Genomic DNA, 19,628 nt, shown 5'->3' on the forward strand with positions numbered 1-19,628 from the left:
GGGGGGGGGGGGGGGGGGGGGGTGGTGGGGGGGCGGGGGGGGGGGGCCGGGGGCGGGGCCGGGGGGGGGGTTTTTCGCTCTGGGTATGTTGGGTGGGCCGTTGTCCGGGCCGGGCCGGGACACGTCCACGGAGCGAAGTCCCTCCGGCTCTCACCCGTATGGCGCGGCGCCCGGGGAGCGCGTCCCGCGTTCAGGGCCGGCCGGTGGCTTCGGTGACGGTGAAGGGGGTGCCGGCCCAGTCGCTCAGGGTCACCCGCCGCTCCGTGGGCGAGGTGCTGACGGGGCGCAGGACGCCGCCTCCGGCCCGTACGGCCCGGTCGGCGGTCTCGTCGAGGTCGGGCACGGAGAAGTGGACCTCCCAGCGCGGCCGTGCGTGGGGGTCGGGGGCCGCTTCCACGGCGCCGGCGTCGATCCGCGCCACGGTGTGGTGGTGGCGCCGCACCACGACGTGGTCCTGTTCGTAGGCGACGTCCAGGGAGCCGGGCAGGTCCGTGGCCCAGTCGAGGACCTCGCCGTAGAAGACGGCCGCGGCGAACGCGTCGCGCGCCTTCAGCTCGACCCACACCGGGCCGTCGCTGTCGGGCCGGCGCTCGGGCCCGACCTCGCCCTCCCAGAACCCGAAGACGGCGCCGTCGCGGTCCGCCGCCAGTCCGGCGCGTCCGGTCGCGAAGGCCAGCGGGCCCACGGCCGTCGTCGCGCCCCGCTCGCGGATCCGTGCCGCGGCGACGTCGGCGTCCGCGACGGCGAAGTAGGGGGTCCAGGCCGTGGGTACGCCCAGCCGGGGGACGACGGCGGCGATGCCGGCCACGGGGACGTCGTCGGCGCACGCCACCCGGAACTCCTCCCCGAGCCGGCTGCGGCGGAACCGCCATCCGAGGACGTCCCCGTAGAACGCCTCGGCCGCCGCGAGGTCGTGCGTGGCCAGGCTCACGCAGACCGGCGCCCCGAACACCTCACCACTGGACCTGGACATCGCACGCCTCCGTTCCTCCGGCCGTCGTCTACCCCGGACCTCCACGGTCCACCGCCGACGGGCCGGCCGCCCGTTTCCGTCCGGCGGATCCGGGCAGCCGCCCCGACAGGTATCCCTGGTGAGGAAGGAGCTCCCCGATGGCACGAGAGAGCGGAACGGGCTCGGCGGGCCGGCCCGAGGGCCGTCCCGGTCCCGACGAAGGGCGCCCGACCCCGCCGTCGCGGGCCCCGGGCGAAGCGGGCGACCGCGAGGAGCGCGAGCGGGCCGAGGAGGCCGTGAAGGGTGAGGCCGGGAACGCGGCGAACGGGGGCGGGGAGGAAGGGAGCGGGCCTGATACCGCCGTCCCGGCCACTCCCCCGCCGGCGGAGCCCCCGGACTGACGGCCGCCGCTCACGCGGTGCGCCCGGCGCCCAGGGCGTCGAGGGCACTCCCGAGCGTGGGGTGGACGGGCAGCAGTCCCCCGGCGCCGGTCATCTCCAGGAGCCGCAGCAGTTGCGGGCCCGGGTCGGCCAGGGCCATGCCCAGGCCGGCCGCGGTCGCCTGCCGGCGGAGTCTCAGCAGGGCGTTGAGCAGGGTGGAGTCGCAGAAGGCGAGGCGCCGGCAGTCGACCACGACGGCCGTGGTGGCCCGGGCGGTGGCCCGGGCGAAGGCCTCGATCACCTCGGACCTGTCGTCGATGTCGATCTCGCCGGCCAGCCGGCACACGACCACCCCGCCGGGCCGGGCCGGATGGTCGAGCGTGACGGGCGTCGAAGCCGGAACGAGCATGCGAGGCCTTCCGTGAAGCGGTCCGGCGCCGTCGTCCGGGGGCGGGCGCGGGGCTCGGGCCGGGCGGGGGGATTCCGCTGCTGCCAGGGTCCGCCACCCGGCGGGCCCGCTGCTGCCCCCCGGACGAAGTCCACGGTCCGCGAAACGAAGCGCCGCCGGGCCCGGCCGCCGGGCGGCCGCCGAGGGGGCAGGCATGGACGGGCCCGCCAGGGGCAGGCGCGCAGGGACCCGAACGCGGGACACCTACGAACGGAAGGACGCGGAACCATGGGACACGGCGGCGACGTGGTGGCGGAACTGACCGCGGACCACGACGAGGTCAAGGACTACTTCCAGCGGCTGGGCCGGACCACCTCGGCGGAGGAGCGGCGCAACCTCGCCGACCTCCTCACGATCGAACTGGTACGCCACTCGGTCGCCGAGGAGCAGTACCTCTACCCGGCGGTGCGCGAACACCTCCAGGACGGTGACGTCATCGCCGACAAGGAGCTCGCCGACCACGGACGGGCGGAACGCCTGATGAAGCAGCTCCAGGAGGAGGACACGACCGGTACCCGGTTCACCTCCGTCCTGCGCGAGCTGGAGGCGGACGTACTGGCCCACATCCACGACGAGGAGCAGAACCTCTTCCCGGCGCTGCGCCACGCCTGCACGCAGGACGTGCTCGACGAGCTGGGCGACAAGACCCGCCGGGCCAAGAAGACGGCGCCGACGCGTCCGCACCCGGGCGCGCCCTCCACGCCCCCGGCGAACAAGCTGCTGGCCCCGGGGATGGGGCTGGTCGACCGGGCCCGTGACCTGCTCACGGGGCGCGGCAAGGACGACAGGGCCGCCTGAGCCATGAAGGTCGTCGTCACCGGGGCCACCGGCAACGCCGGCACCAGTGTGGTGCGCTGCCTGGCCGCCGATCCGCACGTGACGGAAGTCCTGGGGCTGGCCCGGCGGGTGCCCCGGTGGCGGCAGCCGGGCGTCCGGTGGGCCGCGGCCGACGTCGACCCGGGCGGCACGCCCCTGGGCCCGCTCTTCGCGGGCGCGGGGGCCGTGCTGCACCTGGCGTGGAAGTTCCAGCCCACGCACGATCCGCTGGAGACCTGGCGGACCAACGTGCTCGGTTCGCTGCGGGTGTTCGAGGAGGCCGCGGCGGCCGGGGTGCCGGCCCTGGTGCACGCCTCCTCGGTGGGTGCGTACGCGCCGGGGCCGCCGTACGACCGCATGGTGGACGAGTCCTGGCCGACCCACGGCTGGCCGGGGGCCGCCTACACGCGGGAGAAGGCGTACCTGGAACGGTGTCTGGACGGGTTCGAGGCCCGGTATCCGGACGTACGGGTGGTGCGGATGCGCCCCGCGTTCCTGTTCAAGGAGGTCTCGGCGTCCGAGCAGCGCCGGATCTTCGCAGGCCCGCTGCTCCCGGGCCGGCTGGTGCGGCCCGGTCTGCTGCCCGCCCTGCCCGACCTGCCGGGGCTGCGCTTCCAGGCGCTGCACACGGACGACGCGGCGGCCGCCTACGCAGCCGCCGTACGGATGCCGGTGCGCGGGGCGTTCAACCTGGCGGCGGAGCCGGTGCTGGACGTCGCCGCCCTGGCCCGGCTGCTGGAGACCCGGGTGGTGCGGCTGCCGCTGCGGCCGGCCCGGGCGGCGCTGGCCGCGGCCTGGCGGATGCACCTGGTGCCGGCCCCGCCCGGACTGCTCGACGCCCTGCTGCGGCTCCCGCTGATGAGCGCGGACCGGGCCCGGCGGGAACTCGGCTGGGAGCCGCGCCACTCGTCGGGGGAGGCGATGACCGCCTTCCTGCGGGGGCTGCGCGAGGGGGCGGGGCTGCCCACTCCCCCGCTGGCCGGCGACCGGGCTCCGCGTGCGGCCGACGTGGCCGACGCGGCGGAGGCCGAGGCGGTGGCCGAGCCCGCGGCCGAACGCCTGCGCCGGGCCGGCTGATCCTGCTGTGATCCGGCTTCCGGACCGGCGCACCCGCCGGCCGGCCGGGGCGGCTCCTCAGCCGGCCGGGTCCTGCCCCGACAGGAGGGCCAGTACGGCGGCCTCCACCGCGCCGTGCGTGGCCGGATGGCCGAACGCCACGTCCTTGCCGAGCCGGCCGAGGGCCGGGGCGATCGTGACGCCCTCCTCGTAGAGTTCGAAGAGGCGGGGGTTGATGTACGAGGCCCGGCAGACGGCGGGCGTGTTGCCCAGGTAGGCGCTGACCTCGCGCACCGCCCGGCTGATCGCCCTGCCGCGCCGGGCCGTGGAGTCGCCGGCGGCCTCCACGGAGACCGCGAGGGCGACGGCGGCGAGGACGGTGGCGTGCCAGGTGCGGAAGTCCTTCGCCGTGATCGCGGTTCCGGAGCACCGGCGGAGGTAGTCGTTGACGTCGTCGGCGTGGACGTCGTGCCAGCGCCGCGCCTCCCAGTAGACGAACAGCTGCTGTTCGCGGCCCCGGCGGCGCAGCAGCGCGCGGACCACCTCGTAGGCGGCCGGGTCGACCAGGGCGCGCGTCTGGTCCTGCCCCGCTTTGCCCGGGTAGCTGAAGCAGACCTCGCCGCGGCCGCACCGCGCGTGTTCGGGCAGCAGGGTGGTCAGTCCGTACGCGCCGTGGTCCCTGCGGTAGCCCGCCCCGCCGACACGGAAGAAGCCCAGGTCGAGGAGGCGGGCGGTACAGGCCAGGACCCGGTCGCGGGGGAGGCCGCGGGCGGTGAGGTCCCGGGCGACGGCCTCGCGCAGCCGGGGCAGCCGGGCTCCGACGTCGAGGACGTGCGCGTGCTTGGCGGCTTCCTGCCGTTCGCGGAACCGCTCGTGGTACAGGTACTGGCGGCGTCCCGCGTCGTCCGTGCCCATGGCCTGGATGTGGCCGCTCGGCCAGGGGCAGATCCAGACGTCGCGCCATGCGGGCGGGATCACGAGCGCGCGGATGCGGGCGCGCTCGGCCCCGTCGGTGAGGGGTCGTCCCGTCGCGTCGAGGTAGCGGAATCCCCGGCCGTGACGGACCCGGGTGTAGCCGGGGCGGTCGGGCCGGCTGGTGCGCAGCCGCATGGCCCTCCTCGGTCCTCGGTGGTGCGCGCGGAGGGTTCAGTCGTCGTCTGGGTGGGCGTCGGTGTCGAGGGTCCAGGCGGTGCCGGGGCATCCGGCCGGCAGCGGCGGAAAACGGTGCCCCTTGACGTCGGTGCTCCAGTGGTGGCCGGCGCCGCAGTCGCAGGTGTAGATCCCGCTGGCGGGCACGACCCGGCCCGGGTGGAACCATTCCTTGGTCTCGGTCATGCGCTGCGCCTACCCGGGCGGGTCCCGCTCACCCCTGGGGCGGCGGGGCCTGCCCGGCCAGGGGGCTGGAGTCGAGGGCGCGCAGCAGCTCGGGCGGGCCGCGGTAGACGGTCACCGGCCCCGCCGCGGTCAGTTCGGCCTCGGAGATGCCGCCGGTCAGGAGGCCGATGCAGGGGACGCCGGCGCGGGCGGCGGCCTCGACGTCCCAGACGGTGTCGCCGACGAACACGGCTTCCTCCGGTGCGGCGCCGATGAGGGCGAGCGCCTGGTGGACCAGGTCGGGGGCGGGTTTGGAGCGGTCGACGTCGTCCGCGGAAGTGGCCCCGGAGATGACCTCGTCCGCGCCGAGCGCCGCGCGGATCGCCTTGACCTCGTCGGCGGAGGCCGAGCTCGCCAGGACGATGCGCAGCCCCCGCGCGGCGATCGCGCGCAGCAGGTCCGCGGCCCGGTCCAGGACGGGCAGGGAGTCGAACCAGGCGGCGTACAGGGCGTGGTGGGCGTCGCGCAGCCGCTGGTCCTGGCGGTGGTCGCGTTCGGCGCCCAGCAGGTGGCCGAGGATGCGGTCGCCGCCCATGCCGATGGCGCGGTGGATGCGGGCCATCGGAACGTCGTGGCCGTTCTGGTGCAGCGCCTGCCACCAGGTCAGGGCGTGCAGGTAGTTGGTGTCGACGAGGGTTCCGTCGAGGTCGAAGAGGGCGGCCCGGGGCCGGTGGTCGGTGCTGGGGGTCATGGTGGGCACCCCGTCCTTCCGTTCGTGCGCGTGCCTTTGCGGTGGTGCGCGGCCGCGTCGCGGCCGGGGGCGGCCGCACGCTCGCGGACGTCGCCGGCGCGTCTTCCCCGGCCCCCGCCGGGCAAACGGGGGGCCGGGGCCCGGCGCAGGGCGGCGTTTCGGGTGTACCGCCCAGGGCAGGCGCAGCCCGGGGCCGGCAGGGCCGTCGCGTCCCCGGCGCCCCCGAGGGAGCCGGTGCGCGGGCCGCCGTCCGCCGGGGCCCGACCGCGACGGCAGCGAGCAGGAGGGAACAGGACGATGAAGGTAGCCGACCACGTGTTGCAGCGCCTGCGGGAGTGGGACGTCGAGCACGTCTTCGCCTATCCCGGTGACGGGATCAACGGGCTCCTCGCCGCCTGGGGGCGGGCGAAGGAAGCACCTCGGTTCATCCAGGCCCGGCACGAGGAGATGGCCGCCTTCGAGGCCGTCGGCTACGCGAAGTTCTCCGGCCGGACCGGAGTCTGCGCGGCGACGTCCGGGCCCGGGGCGATCCACCTGCTCAACGGCCTGTACGACGCGAAGCTCGACCACGTCCCGGTGGTGGCGATCGTCGGGCAGACCGACCGCAGCGCGATGGGCGGCTCGTACCAGCAGGAGGTGGACCTGCTGTCCCTCTACAAGGACGTGGCGTCCGAGTTCTGCCAGATGGTCACCGTGCCCGAGCAGCTGCCCAACGTGCTGGACCGGGCCCTGCGCATCGCCGCGACCCGCCGCACCGTGACCGCCGTGATCATCCCGGCGGACGTGCAGGACCTCGACTACGAGCCGCCCGCCCACGTCTTCAAGCAGGTCCCGTCCAGTCTCGGCGTGGGGCACTACGCCCCCGTCCCGGCCGACGAGGAGCTGCACCGGGCGGCGCGGATCCTCAACGCCGGGGAACGGCCGGCGATCCTCATCGGGCAGGGCGCCCGGCAGGCAAGTGCGGAGGTCCGGCAGGTCGCCGAACTCCTCGGCGCCGGGGTCGCGAAGGCCCTGCTCGGCAAGGACGCGCTGCCCGACACCCTGCCGTACGTCACCGGGTCCATCGGCCTGCTGGGGACGCGCCCCTCGTACGAGATGATGCGCGACTGCGACACCCTGCTCGTGGTCGGCTCCAGCTTCCCCTACACGCAGTTCCTGCCGGAGTTCGGGCAGGCCCGCGCGGTACAGATCGACATCGAGCCGACGATGGTGGGGCTGCGCTATCCGTTCGAGCTCAACCTCGTCGGTGACGCGGCCGAGACGCTGCGCCGGCTGCTGCCGCTGCTGGAGCCGTCCCGGGACGGCTCCTGGCGCGACGGCATCGAGGCCGGGACCGAGCGCTGGTGGGAGGTCATGGAACGGCGGGCCGGCGTGGCCGCCGACCCGATCAACCCCGAGTACGTGGTCCACGAGCTGGACGGGCTGCTCCCGGAGAACGCGATCGTCACGGCGGACTCCGGGTCGGCGGCCAACTGGTACGCCCGGCACCTGCGGATGCGGGACGGCATGCGCGGTTCGCTCTCGGGCACGCTCGCCACGATGGGTCCGGGCGTGCCGTACCTGATCGGCGCCAAGTTCGCCCATCCCGACCGTCCCGGCATCGCGCTCGTCGGTGACGGGGCCATGCAGATGAACGGCATGGCGGAGCTGATCACGGCCGCGAAGTACTACCCGCAGTGGTCGGACCCGCGGCTGGTGGTGGCGGTGCTGAACAACCAGGACCTCAACCAGGTCACCTGGGAGATGCGCGCCATGCAGGGCGCCCCGCAGTTCGAGGACTCGCAGTTCATCCCGGACGTGCGCTACGCCGACGCGGCCGCCCTGTTCGGCCTGGGCGGGGTGCGGGTGGAACGGCCCGAGGACGTGGGGCCGGCCTGGCGCCAGGCCCTGGCTGCGGACCGTCCGTTCGTCATCGACTTCCGCACGGACCCGGCGGTGCCGCCGATCCCGCCGCACGCCACCTGGGAGCAGATCAAGGACTCCGCCTCGGCGGTGCTGCACGGGGACAGCGACCGCGCTTCCGTCGTGCGCCAGGGACTGAAGGCGAAGATCCAGGACTTCCTGCCCGGAGGGGCGGGCTGATGGCGGTGTCCACCGGCCCGGGAGCCCCCGCCCCGGTGGATCGGGCGGGGCTGGAACGCGCGCTGCGGGCCGAGGTGGACGGGGAGGTCCGCTTCGACGCCGGCAGCCGCGGCGCGTACTCCACCGACGCCTCCAACTACCGCCAGGTTCCGCTCGGGGTGGTCGTGCCCCGGTCGGTGGAGGCCGGCGCGCGGGCGGTGGCCGTCTGCGCGCGCTTCTGCGCGCCCGTCCTGTCGCGGGGCGGCGGGACGAGCCTGGGCGGGCAGTGCACCAACGCGGCCGTGGTCGTCGACTGGACCAAGTACTGCAACCGCCTCGTCTCGGTGGATCCGGAGGCGCGCAGCTGCGTGGTCGAGCCGGGGATCGCCCTCGACGAGCTCAACCGGCAGCTGGAGCCGTACGGGCTGGAGTTCGGCCCCAAACCGGCGACGCACAGCCATTGCACGCTGGGCGGGATGATCGGCAACAACAGCTGCGGGGCATCGGCCCAGGCGTACGGCAAGACCGTCGACAACATCCGCCGCCTGGAGGTCCTCACGTACGCCGGGGACCGCTTCTGGGCCGGCCCCACCGACGGGGAGGAGTACGAGCGGATCGTCGCCGCGGGCGGCGGGCGGGCCCGGCTCCACCGGGGGCTCAAGGACATCGCCGCACGCCACCTCGCCGAGATCCGCCGCGGCTACCCGAGGATCCCGCGGCGGGTGTCGGGGTACAACCTGGACTCCCTGCTGCCGGAGAACGGCTTCGACGTGGCCCGGGCCCTGGTGGGCAGCGAGGGCACGCTGGTGACGGTGCTGCGGGCGGAGCTCGCGCTGGTGGAGGTCCCCGCCGCGGAGGCCCTGCTGGTGCTCGGGTACGAGGACGTGTACGCCGCCGCGGACGCCGTCCCGGCCCTGCTGGAGCACAGCCGGCCCGCCCAGCTCGAAGCCGTCGACGGCCGCATGGCGCAGCTGATGCGCGAGGAGGGGGTCCACCTGCACTCGCTGGACCTGCTGCCCGAGGGCGGTGCCTGGCTCCTCGTCCAGTTCACCGCCGCGAGCAAGGAGGAGGCGGACCGGCAGGCGTACGGGTTGCTGCGCGCCCTGGGCCGTGCCGAGGACGACGCCTCGGTGGCGTTCTCCGACGACCCGCCCCGGGAGCAGGAGTTCCTCAAGGCCCGGGAGGCGGGCCTCGGGGTGACGGCCCGGCCGCCGGACGGCTCGGAGACCTGGGAGGGCTGGGAGGACTCGGCCGTCGCCCCGGAGCGGCTGGGCGGCTACCTGCGCGACCTGGAGCGGCTCTACGAACGGTACGGCTACCAGCAGGCCTCCCTGTACGGGCACTTCGGCCAGGGCTGCGTGCACACCCGGATCCCCTTCGGGCTGCGCGACGCCGAGGGCGTGCGGGCGTTCCGGTCGTTCCTGGAGGACGCCGCCGACCTGGTGTCCTCGTACGGCGGGTCGCTGTCGGGCGAGCACGGCGACGGGCAGGCCCGGGGCGAGCTGCTGCCGCGGATGTTCGGCCAGGAGCTCGTGGCGGCGATGGGCGAGGTCAAGGCGCTCTTCGACCCGGGGAACCGGATGAACCCCGGCAAGGTGGTCGACCCCCGTCCGGTGGACTCGGACCTGCGGCTGGGCCCGGGCTGGCGGCCGCGGTCGCAGCACGGGACGTTCTTCGCGTACTCCGAGGACGGGCACGACTTCACCCGGGCGGTGCAGCGGTGCGTGGGCGTCGGCAACTGCCGTACGCACGAGGGCGGGGTGATGTGCCCCTCGTACCGGGCCACCCTGGAGGAGGAGCACTCCACCCGGGGCCGGGCGCGGCTCCTGTTCGAGATGCTGGACGGGCACGGGGACTCCCCCGTCGCCGACGGCTGGCGCTCGGCCGAGGTGCGCGACGCGCTCGACCTGTGCCTGTCCTGCAAGGGCTGCAAGTCCGACTGTCCGGTCGGGGTGGACATGGCCACGTACAAGGCCGAGTTCCTCGCCCAGCACTACCGGTGGCGGCCGCGGCCGCCCGCGCACTACTCCCTGGGCTGGCTGCCGCTGTGGGCGCGGCTGGCGCGCACGAGCCCGGGCCTGGCCAACGCCGCTCTGCGGGCTCCGGTGCTGGGCCGGCTGGGGAAGCTCGCGGCGGGCGTGGATCCGCGGCGGGCCGCGCCGCCGTTCGCGGCGGTGTCCTTCCAGGAGGCGTGGCGGCGCTCGCGCCGTCCCGCGCCCCGGCCGGACGACCCGCGCACGGTGCTGCTGTGGCCGGACACGTTCACGAACCACTTCCATCCGCACATCGCCGGTGCGGCCGTCCGTGTCCTGGAGGACGCCGGCTTCCGCGTGGCGGTACCGGCAGCGCCGGTGTGCTGCGGGCTGACCTGGATCTCCACCGGGCAGCTGGGCACCGCGCGCCGGGTGCTGGAGCGCACCACGCGGCGGCTGCGCCCGTGGCTGGAGGCGGGCACGCCGGTCGTGGCGCTGGAGCCCTCCTGCGCGGCCGCGCTGCGGTCGGACGCGCCCGAGCTGCTGGCCGGGGACGAGGAGGTCCGGCGGCTGGCCGCGCGGACGCGCACGTTCGCCGAGCAGCTCGTCCACCACGCCCCCGGGGCCTGGCGGGCCCCGCCGGCCGCGCGGGCGGCGACCGTGCAGACGCACTGCCACCAGTACGCCGAGCTGGGCACCGGGCCGGACCGCGAGCTGATGCGCCGGGCGGGGCTCGACGCCGACGTGCTCGACGCGGGCTGCTGCGGTCTGGCCGGCAACTTCGGTTTCGAGCGCGGGCATTACGACGTGTCGATGGCGATCGCCGAACAGGGCGTCCTGCCGGCCGTCCGCGCCGCCGCCCCCGACGCCTTCGTACTTGCGGACGGTTTCAGCTGCCGGACCCAGATCGAGCAGGCCGGCACCGGGCGCCGGGCCCTGCACCTGGCCGAGGCCCTCGCCCTGGCCCTGGACGGCCCGCTGCCCGAGGGCCCCCCGGAGCGCGTCGCGCCGGAGGCCCTGCGCGGCGGTGCGCGGAGCGCCTCACCGGGGCCTCGGCGGTCCCGCCTGCGCCGCTGACCGGTGCCGCCGGGGTGTCGCGGGGCCTTCTCAGCGGTGCCCGGTCCCGCGGTGGCGCAGGGCCGCCAGGGCGAGGCCGGCCGCCGTCGCGGCGCCGGCCCACAGCAGACGCGGGCGGCGGGCCACCCAGGCCTCGGGGGACCGCGCGTGGGAGCGGTCGTCGAAGCTGCCGTGCGTCCCGAAGTCGCGGCCGTCCTCGCCGTCGAGGGGGTGCCACAGGTTGTGCGGGCGCTCCCCGCGGTCCGGTTCGGAGGTCTGCTGGGAGGAGAACCCGGTGCGGGCGAGGTAGCGGTCCAGCAGGCCCGGTACCAGCCGGTTGGCGATCACGGTGGCCAGGGCCCGGCCGCCGACGCAGTAGACGCGGCGCCCCGGGTGGTCGGCCGCGTGGACGACGGCCCGGGCGGCCACCTCCGGCTGGTAGATCGGCGGTACGGGCTGCGGGCGGCGCGGCAGCCGCGAGAGGCCCCATTCGAACTGCGGGGTGTTGACGGCCGGCAGCTGGACCACGGTCACCCGCACCCGGCTGCCGCGGTGCATCAGCTCGGTGCGCACGGCGGAGGTGAAGCCCCGGATGGCGTGCTTGGCCCCGCAGTACGCCGACTGGAGCGGGATGGCGCGTTCGGCGAGGACGGAGCCGACCTGCACGATCGTCCCCGAGTCCCGGGGCAGCATCCGGTCCAGCGCGGCCCGCGTGCCGTGGACGTAGCCGAGGTAGGTGACCTCGGTGACCCGCCGGAACTCCTCGGGGCGGATCTCCGTGAAGGGTGCGAAGACGGTGGCGAAGGCCACGTTGACCCAGACGTCGACGGGCCCGAACACGGCCTCCACCCGGTCGGCGGCCGCCGCGACCTGCCCGGGGTCGGAGACGTCGGCGGGCAGCACGAGCGGGGTGCCGCCCGCCTGCGCCACCTCGTTGGCCGCGGCCTCCAGCCCGGCGCGGCCGCGGGCGATCAGCGCCACCCGCGCGCCGCGCGCGGCGAACGCGAGGGCGGTGGCGCGGCCGACGCCGGCGCTGGCTCCCGTGACGACGACGGTCTGGCGGGGGCGGCGGGAGTGCCCACCGCGGATCCTGACCATGCTCTCGGGCCTCCCGGTTCCCTGAGGTGCTGTGGGCCTGCGCGGTGTCTAGCGCGCCGAGGTCACGGCGTCGGCGAGCTTGCGCAGCAGGGGACGATGGGGGGCCTGCGGTGCGCGCTCGCGGGCCTCCGCCATCCGTACGCCGATGCCCTGGAGCTCCTTGCGGCCTACGGCCCCGCGGACCCGGGGGAACCATGCGCCCTCCTCCGCGGCCATGTGCCGTTCGACGGCGTCCATCAGGACCCTGGCCTTGGCGTCGTACGCCTCGTCCCCGGGGTCCATGCCCGCCAGTTCGCCGGCGAGGACGTCCGCGACGTGGTGCTCCTCGTGGAAGGCGAGGACCTCGTCCCCCGTTTCGGGCAGCAGTCTGCGGACGCGCGGGTACATGACCTCGTCCTCGATGTAGGTGTGGACGCTCAGCAGGTGCAGCAGTTCGCCGACCGCGTCCGCCTTGGCCGCGGGGTCGGCGGCCGTGTGCCGGGTCCCGGCCGGCGTCGCGGGGCCGGCGTCGCCCGCGGCCCGGTAGGCGCGGATGAGCTTCCTGATCTGCCGGTGGTCGTCCCTGAGCATCACGATGGCGTCGGTGGACATGGCTGGCTCCTGTGCCTTCGTCGTCCCTCTGGTTGGTGCGGTGGCCCCGCCGGACCGGACGGCCCGGCGGGCCCGACGTCGTGCGCCTGCCCGCCACGGCGGGGGCCATGCCCGGGCGCGGCGCCCTCACTCGTCGTCGGTGTGCCGGTCCCGTGCCCACAGGGGCAGCGCGAACCAGCAGAGCAGGTACCAGGCCGCCACGGCGCTGACCAGGCACGGGACGAGCACTCCGTGGGTGGCCACCCGCAGGACGAGCAGCAGCGCGGAGGTGAAGGTGGCCAGGAGCAGCACGATGCCGGTGAAGGTCAGGCGCGAGGCCCAGAGCACGGCCTCCGGTTTGATGCGGCGCCCCGAGACGATGCGGTGGAAGGACACCGGGCCGATGAGCGCGCCCGCGGCCAGGGAGCCGGCCACCACCGTGACGACGTAGATGGCCCGGTCGGTCCCGGAGAGCGTCTGGAAGTGCTGGGTGAAGGCGACCGTGAGCAGGAAGCCGAAGAGGATCTGCACGCCCGTCTGGGCGACCCGGATCTCCTGCAGCAGCTCCTGCCACTGCCGGTCGGCCCGTTCCTCGGTGCTCTCGTCGCGGCCCGGGTCGGTTCGCCTCCCGGCGTCCCGCCGCGCGGGATCGCGCCCCTCGTCCATTCCTGCCGGTCCTCCCGTCCGGGCTGGTGCCTTCCCGCCGCGCGCCTACCCCGTCGTCCCGCCCGTACACGCGCGGGACCCGGGACTGCGGGCGGCCGGGCGGGGGTAGGCGCGGGGCGTCTACGGCGAGGAGGCTCCGGATGCGTGCGCGGGTGGACTGCGGGGACGTTCCGGTCCGGGGGATCGAGGCGGGTGCGTACACCGTGCCGACCGATGCCCCCGAGGGGGACGGCACGCTGGCCTGGGCGTCCACGACCGTGGTGGTCGTGGAGGTGGAAGGCGGCGGTGCGCGCGGGCTCGGCTGGACGTACGCCCCGGCCGCGGCAGCCGGGGTGGTGCGGGAGCTGCTGGCGGACGTGGTGACGGGCCGCGACGCGTTCGGGGTGCCGGGGCTGCACGAGTCGATGTGCCGGGCGGTGCGCAACGCGGGACGGCCCGGCATCGCCTCGTGCGCGATCTCGGCGGTGGACGTCGCCCTGTGGGACCTCAAGGCCCGTCTGGTGGGGCTGCCGCTGGTAGACCTGCTCGGGGCGGCCTGCCCGGACGTGCCGGTGTACGGCAGCGGTGGTTTCACCACGGCACCGGACGCGGGGCTGCGGGCGCAGCTGGAGAGCTGGGTGCACGGTCTGCACATTCCGCGCGTGAAGATCAAGATCGGGCAGGACCGGGGCCGCGCGGTGGGCCGCGACCTGTCGCGGGTGGCGCTGGCGCGGGAGGTGATCGGCCCCGGCGCGGAGCTGTACGTGGACGCCAACGGCGCCTACGCGCGCGGGCAGGCGCTGCGGGTGGGGCGCGAGCTCGGCGCGTACGGGGTGCGCTGGTTCGAGGAGCCGGTGTCCTCCGACGACCTCTCCGGGCTGCGGCTGCTGCGCGACCGCCTGGACTGCGACGTGGCGGCCGGCGAGTACGGCTACGACCTGCCGTACTTCGCCCGGATGACGGCGGCCGGGGCCGTGGACTGCCTGCAGGCCGACGCCACCCGCTGCGGCGGGATCACCGAGTGGCTCCGGGTCGCCGCGCTCGCGCGCTCGCAGGGGCTGGAGCTGTCGGCGCACTGCGCCCCGCACGTCCACGCCCATCCGGCGGCGGCCGTGCCGGACTTCCGGCACATCGAGTGGTTCCACGACCATGCCCGGCTGGAGCCGCTGCTGTTCGAGGGCGAGGGACTGCTGGACCCCTCCGGGGGCACCGTGCGGCCGGGTGCCTCGGGGGCGCCCGGGCTGGGGCTGGCGCTGCGCCGGAGCGCCGTGGAGGAGTACCGGGTCGCCTGAGCCCCGGTCGGCGGGGGCCCGGCCCCGGTTGGGCGCGTCCCGACCGGGTAGCCGCCCCGTACGAGCGAGAGGGGGTGGGCCCCACGGACCGCCGTTCCACCGGACCCCGCCCGGGGCTGCGGCACGTCCCGCGGCCGCTGCGGGACTACACGCTGCTGGCCGACGGGGAGCGCGGCGCGCTGACCGGGCCGGACGGGGACGTGGTGTGGCTGTGCGTGCCCGGCTGGGACGGCCCCGCGGTGTTCTCGGAACTGATCGGCGGCGCGGGCGCGTTCACCGTGTGTCCGGAGCACTCCTGGAAGGTGTCGGGCGGGGCGTACGCGGAGGGTTCGCTGATCTGGACCGCCCGCTGGACGCTGCCGGGGGGTGTGGTCGAGTGCCGGGAGGCCCTCGCCGCCCCGGCCGAGGCGCACCGGGTGGTGCTGCTGCGGCGGGTGCGGGCCGTGACGGGGGCCGCGCGGGTGACCGTACGGCTCTCGGCGCGCGGGGAGTACGGCACCGCGCCCGCGCCGGTGATGCGCCGGGCCGGTGAGGAGCTGTGGGAGGGGGCGCGCGGTCCGCTGCGGGTACGGCTGCGGGGGCCGGCGGCGGCGCGGAACGGGCCGGACGGGGAGCTGACCGCGGTCGTCGAGCTGGCGGAGGGCGGTGTGTGCGACCTGGTCCTGGAGATCGGCGACCGGCCGCTCGGCGCGCCGGCCGACGCGGGGGCCGCGTGGCGGCGTACGGAGGAGTTCTGGGCCGGCGCCGTGCCCGGCTGCTCCGGACTGGCGGCGGCCCGGGACGTGCGCCACGCGTACGCCGTCCTCACCGGCCTCACCTGTCCGCGGACCGGTGCGATGGTGGCGGCGGCGACCACGTCCCTGCCCGAGCACGCCGACGCGGACCGCGACTACGACTACCGCTACGCCTGGCTGCGGGACCAGTGCTACGCGGGTCAGGCGGTGGCCGTGCACGGGCCGCACCCGCTGACGGACGCCGCGGTGCGCGTGGTCACCGAACGGGTGCTCGCGGACGGCCCCGGGCTGCGGCCCGCGTACCGGACGGACGGCTCGCCCGTGCCTCCCGAGCGCCGGCTGCCGCTGTGCGGCTACCCGGGCGCGGCGGACCGGATCGGCAACCGCGCCGGGTCCCAGTTCCAGCTCGACACCTTCGGCGAGGTGCTGGAGCTCCTCGCGGCGGCCGCCCGGCACGACCGCCTGCCCGACGACGGGGTACGGGCGGCGATGGTCGCCGGGAAGGCCCTGGAGGAGCACTGGGACCGGCCGGACGCGGGGCTGTGGGAGCTGGACACGGCCTGGTGGACCCACTCGCGGCTGGCCGCCGTCACCGGGCTGCGCGCGGCCGCACGGGAGATCGGCGGTCCGGCGGCGGGCCGGTGGAGCGGGCTCGCGGAGACGGTGCTGCGGGAGACGCGGCGGCGCTGCCTGCATCCGTCGGGGCGCTGGCAGCGCTCGGCCTCGGATCCGGGCACCGACGCGGCCCTGCTGCGCCCGCTGGCCTCGCCGTACCGGCCGGGCCCGAGGGCCGTCGCGGTGGCCACGCGGGAGGCGGTGGAGCGGGAGCTGGCCGTGGACGGGTTCGTGTACCGCTTCCGGCACGGCGACGGACCGCTGGGCGAGGCGGAAGGCGCCTTCCTGCTGGGCGGTTTCCTGATGTCCTCCGCCTGCCTGGCGCACGGCCGGCCGGTGGCCGCGGCCCGCTGGTTCGAGCGGACCCGTACGGCGGTGGGCCAGGCGGGGCTGTTCGCCGAAGAGTACGACGTCCGCAACCGGCAGCTGCGCGGCAACCTGCCCCAGGCGTTCGTGCACGCGCTGCTGTTGGAGAGCGCGGTACGGCTGGACCGCGCGGCGGGCTGAGACCGACACCCGTGGCCGGATCTGACAGAAGCTGGTCATTGCGGCCATCATGCGGGGGCGGAATGATCGGCGCATGCTCCCACCGCACAAGATCGTCATCGTCGCCTTCCCGGGCGCCGAGCTCCTCGACGTCACCGGCCCGGCCGAGGTGTTCTCGGTCGCCACCCGCGTGGCCGGCCCCGGCCGTCCCGGCTACGAGCTGCGGGTGGCGACGGCGGGCGGAGGGCCGGTGGTCACCGCCGGCGGCCTGCGGGTGATGGCCGACCTGGCGCTGGAGGAGGTGGACGCGGCGGCCGTGGACACCCTGCTGGTGTCGGGCGCGGTCGAGGTGGCGGGGGACGGTGCCGAGCCGGTGGTCGACGCCGCGGTCGTCGCGTGGCTGCGCGGGGCGGCGCCCCGGGCCGGCCGCGTGGGCTCGGTCTGCGCGGGCGCCCACCTGCTGGCCGAGGCGGGCCTGTTGGACGGGGTCACCGCCACGACCCACTGGCTCACGGCCGCCCGGCTGGCGGCCGACCACCCGCGCGTCCGCGTCGATCCGGACCCGATATTCCTGCGCGCCGGCCGGCTGTGGACGTGCGCGGGGATCACCTCCGGGATGGACATGGCACTGGCGATGGTCGCCCAGGACCACGGGCCGGAACTCGCGCTCGCCACCGCCCGGATGATGGTCATGTACGTCAAACGCCCGGGCGGTCAGAGCCAGTTCAGCGTGCCGCTCGCGGCGGCGGACGCCGCAGGCGACGGCGACCGGATCGACGCGTTGCGGGTGTGGATCGGCGAACACCTCACCGAGGACCTGTCCGCGCAGGCGCTGGCCGCGCGACTGCACCTCAGCGTCCGCCACTTCTCCCGCCTCTTCCGCCGCCGCACCTCCACCACCCCCGCGGCGTACGTCGAGGCCGCTCGGCTGGAGGCCGCCCGCAGGCTCCTCCAGGACAGCGAGCACGGCCTGCCTCAGGTCGCCGCCCTCAGCGGCCTCGGCTCGGTGGAGAGCCTCCACCGTTCCTTCCGGCGCGTCCTGGGCACCACCCCCGCCGAATACCGCCGCCGCTTCCGCTGACCGCGCCGCCTTCCCCGCCCTCACGCCCCACCCGCCACCAGGGAGGACCCACCGTGTCCCGTACCACCCGCATCATCCCGATCCCCGTCCTCGGCCGCCACGGCATCAACGCCTACCTGCTGGTGGGCCGTCGCCCGGTGGTGGTCGACGCCGGCACGCCCGGCAGCGGACGGAGGATCCGCGACGCGATCGCCGCGCACGGGGTGGACCCGGCCGACCTGTCGCTGATCGTCCTGACGCACGGCCACATCGACCACTTCGGCTCCGCCGCCGAACTGCGCCGCCTGACCGGTGCCCCCGTCGCGGGCCACGTCGCCGACCTGGGCCCGTTCCGCACCGGTCGGGTCCGCGAACCCTACCTGCCCACCGGCCCGATGGGCCGTCTCATGGCCCGCAACCGGAAACTGCACGCCCAGGCCGAACCGTTCGAACCCGATGTGCTCGTCCGCGGCGAGACCGACCTGTCCGACCACGGGATCGCCGCCCGCATCATGCCCACGCCCGGGCACACCGCCGGCTCGGTCTCGGTCCTCACGGAACAGGGCGACCTGGTCGCGGGCGACCTGGTGGCGAACTCCTTCATGGGGCTCGTCCCGGGCAGACCGGCCAACCCGCCCTTCCACGACGACCCCGTGGGCAACCTCGCCAGCCTGAACCGGATGCTCGACCTGGGCGCGACCCGGCTCCACGTCGGCCACGGCAGCCCCCTCGACCCGGGCCGGGTCCGCCGCTGGGCCGCGCGGGAGGAACGGCGCCTCGCCCGGTTCCGGGCGTCCGGACGGCTGCGCGTCCGGCAGTCGGAGGACTGAGGGCCCCGCCGCCGCGCCGTGGCCCGTCGCGGCCGCCGCGGACGGGGAGGTCAGCGCGCCGGGCCGTCCTGCCCGCCGGTGTGCAGGACCCGGAAGCGGCGGGGGTCCGCCGGGTCGCGGTCGGCGACCTGGACCGGCGCACCCGGCCACTGCCAGACGCCGGTGGCCGGCACGCGGGTGAAGCGGATCTCCCCTCGGGTGCCCTCGATCCGGACCTGCGGCCAGGCCCCGGCCGTGCGCGCCCGGTCGTCCGCGCCGTGGGAGCGCAGCAGGCCGGCGAGGACGGCGCCGGTGTCATACCCCTCGAAGGCGACGAACGAGGGCGCCTCGCCCAGCCGTTGGGACAGGGTCCGCTCGACGCGCGCGCCGAGCGGGCCGAGGCGCTCGGGCAGGTAGCGCAGGAACGGGACCGCCGCGCCGTCCTCGCCCAGCAGGGCCGCCCACTCGGCGAACTCCGGCTGTCCGGCGGGCGCGCCGACGGTGATCCCGGCGAGGCGCCGGTCGCGGCGGACTGCCCGGACGAGCGGCACCGCCGGCCGCGGGTGGCCGACCAGGAGGAGGACGGCGGTCGCGCGGTGCGCGTGGAGCGCGTCGCACACCGCTTCGGGGGTGAGCGAGCGCACGTCCAGTTCGAGGAGGGCGGCGCCGTGCGGAGCGAGACGCCCGCGCAGGACCCGGGTCCCCGACTCCCAGTAGACGCCCGGGCCGGCCGCGACGGCGATGCGCCGGTGGCCCGCGCCGAGCAGGAAATCCGCGTACGTCCGCCAGCCCTGGGACTGCGGCGCGGCGAGCCGTGCGACGCCTCGCGCCGGGCGTTCGGTCAGCGCGTCGAGGACCGCCGACGAACAGAGGAACGGCAGGCCGAGGGCGTCGGCCCGGGCGGCCGCGGCGCGGGCGACGACGCTGTGGTACTCGCCCGCCAGGGCGGCCACGCCCAGCCCCGCCAGCTCGTCCACCGCCGCGGCGGCCCGCTGCGGGTCGGCGGCGGTGTCCCTGACCACCAGTTCGAGCGGCCGGCCGGCGACCCCGCCGGCGTCGTTGGCCTCCTCGACGGCCAGCCGGAGCCCGGCCAGCAGGTGCCGGCCCGCCTGGGTCCAGCCGGGCGGCGTCAGGGGGGCGAGGGTTCCGATCCGGACGGGGGCGCTGGTGTCTTCCATGGCGGCCATTCCATCCACGGCCGTCACCGGCGGGCAAACGGTTATCCGCCCGTCCGCCCCTTGACCGCACGGACCACGCGGAAGCCACCGAACCGGCCCTCCGCCCCACGCCGTTCGGAGACCGCCCCCTGCCGCTCCCGACCGCCGTACCGCGCGGGCGGGGGGGGGCGGCCCCGCCCCCCCCCCCCCCCCGGGGGGGGGGGGGGGGGGGGGGGGGGGGGGGGGGGGGGGGGGCGCGGGCGGCGGGGGGGGGGGCGGGGCGGGGGGGGGTGGGGGGGGCGTTCTAGGGGGGGTGAGCCATCCCAGAGCGGCCATGACGCGAGCATAGCCACTG

Annotated in this window: 18 protein-coding genes; 9 read left to right on the top strand and 9 right to left on the bottom strand. The window is 76.2% G+C overall.

The window, feature by feature from the left end:
* Nucleotides 1-190: 190 nt before the first annotated feature.
* The gene (locus tag WDV06_RS30195) at nucleotides 191-973 is read right to left on the bottom strand and encodes a VOC family protein (protein WP_395512981.1); all 783 of its coding nucleotides are present in this window, start codon (nucleotides 971-973) and stop codon (nucleotides 191-193) included.
* A gap of 137 nt (nucleotides 974-1,110) precedes the next feature.
* Here WDV06_RS30195 and WDV06_RS30200 point away from each other — a divergent pair, with 137 nt between their 5' ends.
* Complete coding sequence (locus WDV06_RS30200; protein WP_395512982.1) at nucleotides 1,111-1,353, top strand: hypothetical protein; 243 nt, start codon at nucleotides 1,111-1,113, stop codon at nucleotides 1,351-1,353.
* A gap of 10 nt (nucleotides 1,354-1,363) precedes the next feature.
* Here the strand turns inward: WDV06_RS30200 and WDV06_RS30205 are convergent, their stop codons facing one another.
* Nucleotides 1,364-1,741, bottom strand: a complete 378-nt coding sequence (locus WDV06_RS30205; RefSeq protein WP_395512983.1) for an STAS domain-containing protein — start codon at nucleotides 1,739-1,741, stop codon at nucleotides 1,364-1,366.
* A 267-nt stretch (nucleotides 1,742-2,008) separates the two neighbouring features.
* Here WDV06_RS30205 and WDV06_RS30210 point away from each other — a divergent pair, with 267 nt between their 5' ends.
* Together WDV06_RS30210 and WDV06_RS30215 are read left to right on the top strand one after the other, a co-directional pair.
* Nucleotides 2,009-2,578, top strand: coding sequence for a hemerythrin domain-containing protein (locus WDV06_RS30210; RefSeq protein ID WP_395512984.1), 570 nt, complete (start codon nucleotides 2,009-2,011; stop codon nucleotides 2,576-2,578).
* A gap of 3 nt (nucleotides 2,579-2,581) precedes the next feature.
* Entirely contained in the window at nucleotides 2,582-3,673 is a 1,092-nt protein-coding gene (locus WDV06_RS30215) for an NAD-dependent epimerase/dehydratase family protein (RefSeq protein ID WP_395512985.1), read from the top strand.
* A 57-nt stretch (nucleotides 3,674-3,730) separates the two neighbouring features.
* Here WDV06_RS30215 and WDV06_RS30220 read toward each other — a convergent pair whose 3' ends face one another.
* Genes WDV06_RS30220 through WDV06_RS30230 form a run of 3 tightly spaced genes read right to left on the bottom strand, consistent with a single transcriptional unit; the run spans nucleotide 3,731 to nucleotide 5,717 of the window.
* The gene (locus tag WDV06_RS30220) at nucleotides 3,731-4,762 is read right to left on the bottom strand and encodes a DNA topoisomerase IB (RefSeq protein WP_395512986.1); all 1,032 of its coding nucleotides are present in this window, start codon (nucleotides 4,760-4,762) and stop codon (nucleotides 3,731-3,733) included.
* Between the two features lie 36 nt (nucleotides 4,763-4,798).
* A complete protein-coding gene (locus WDV06_RS30225; RefSeq protein ID WP_395512987.1) occupies nucleotides 4,799-4,987 on the bottom strand; it encodes a hypothetical protein in 189 nt (62 codons plus the stop codon).
* Nucleotides 4,988-5,015: 28 nt separating this feature from the next.
* The gene (locus WDV06_RS30230; protein ID WP_395512988.1) at nucleotides 5,016-5,717 is read right to left on the bottom strand and encodes an HAD family hydrolase; all 702 of its coding nucleotides are present in this window, start codon (nucleotides 5,715-5,717) and stop codon (nucleotides 5,016-5,018) included.
* Nucleotides 5,718-6,014: 297 nt separating this feature from the next.
* Between WDV06_RS30230 and WDV06_RS30235 the strand changes: the two genes are divergently transcribed.
* Nucleotides 6,015-7,799, top strand: coding sequence for a thiamine pyrophosphate-requiring protein (locus tag WDV06_RS30235; RefSeq protein WP_395512989.1), 1,785 nt, complete (start codon nucleotides 6,015-6,017; stop codon nucleotides 7,797-7,799).
* Nucleotides 7,799-10,828: an FAD-binding and (Fe-S)-binding domain-containing protein gene (locus WDV06_RS30240; protein ID WP_395512990.1), complete on the top strand. Its 3,030-nt coding sequence runs from the start codon at nucleotides 7,799-7,801 to the stop codon at nucleotides 10,826-10,828. Before WDV06_RS30235 ends, WDV06_RS30240 begins: the two co-directional genes overlap by 1 nt.
* Before the next feature lie 30 nt (nucleotides 10,829-10,858).
* On the opposite strand, the gene WDV06_RS30245 is transcribed toward WDV06_RS30240, so the two are convergent.
* From WDV06_RS30245 to WDV06_RS30255, 3 genes are all read right to left on the bottom strand, one after another.
* Nucleotides 10,859-11,905: an SDR family oxidoreductase gene (locus WDV06_RS30245; protein WP_395512991.1), complete on the bottom strand. Its 1,047-nt coding sequence runs from the start codon at nucleotides 11,903-11,905 to the stop codon at nucleotides 10,859-10,861.
* Nucleotides 11,906-11,953: 48 nt separating this feature from the next.
* Nucleotides 11,954-12,496 (bottom strand): hemerythrin domain-containing protein, encoded by a 543-nt coding sequence (locus WDV06_RS30250; RefSeq protein ID WP_395512992.1) that lies wholly within the window; start codon nucleotides 12,494-12,496, stop codon nucleotides 11,954-11,956.
* Nucleotides 12,497-12,622: 126 nt separating this feature from the next.
* Nucleotides 12,623-13,141, bottom strand: a complete 519-nt coding sequence (locus WDV06_RS30255) for a DUF6328 family protein (protein ID WP_395512993.1) — start codon at nucleotides 13,139-13,141, stop codon at nucleotides 12,623-12,625.
* Between the two features lie 140 nt (nucleotides 13,142-13,281).
* Between WDV06_RS30255 and WDV06_RS30260 the strand changes: the two genes are divergently transcribed.
* The 4 genes from WDV06_RS30260 to WDV06_RS30275 all read left to right on the top strand — a co-directional run bounded on the left by WDV06_RS30260 (nucleotide 13,282) and on the right by WDV06_RS30275 (nucleotide 18,137).
* Nucleotides 13,282-14,412, top strand: coding sequence for an enolase C-terminal domain-like protein (locus WDV06_RS30260; protein ID WP_395512994.1), 1,131 nt, complete (start codon nucleotides 13,282-13,284; stop codon nucleotides 14,410-14,412).
* Between the two features lie 74 nt (nucleotides 14,413-14,486).
* Nucleotides 14,487-16,268, top strand: coding sequence for a glycoside hydrolase family 15 protein (locus WDV06_RS30265; RefSeq protein ID WP_395512995.1), 1,782 nt, complete (start codon nucleotides 14,487-14,489; stop codon nucleotides 16,266-16,268).
* Between the two features lie 73 nt (nucleotides 16,269-16,341).
* Nucleotides 16,342-17,328 (top strand): GlxA family transcriptional regulator, encoded by a 987-nt coding sequence (locus WDV06_RS30270; RefSeq protein WP_395512996.1) that lies wholly within the window; start codon nucleotides 16,342-16,344, stop codon nucleotides 17,326-17,328.
* Nucleotides 17,329-17,381: 53 nt separating this feature from the next.
* On the top strand, nucleotides 17,382-18,137 hold the full coding sequence (locus WDV06_RS30275) for an MBL fold metallo-hydrolase (protein ID WP_395512997.1): 756 nt from the start codon (nucleotides 17,382-17,384) through the stop codon (nucleotides 18,135-18,137).
* Between the two features lie 50 nt (nucleotides 18,138-18,187).
* Here the strand turns inward: WDV06_RS30275 and WDV06_RS30280 are convergent, their stop codons facing one another.
* A complete protein-coding gene (locus WDV06_RS30280) occupies nucleotides 18,188-19,294 on the bottom strand; it encodes an ABC transporter substrate-binding protein (protein WP_395512998.1) in 1,107 nt (368 codons plus the stop codon).
* Between the last annotated feature and the right edge of the window lie 334 nt (nucleotides 19,295-19,628).

Origin of the sequence: Streptomyces racemochromogenes (assembly GCF_044129415.1) — a bacterium.
GTDB lineage: Bacteria > Actinomycetota > Actinomycetes > Streptomycetales > Streptomycetaceae > Streptomyces > Streptomyces racemochromogenes_A.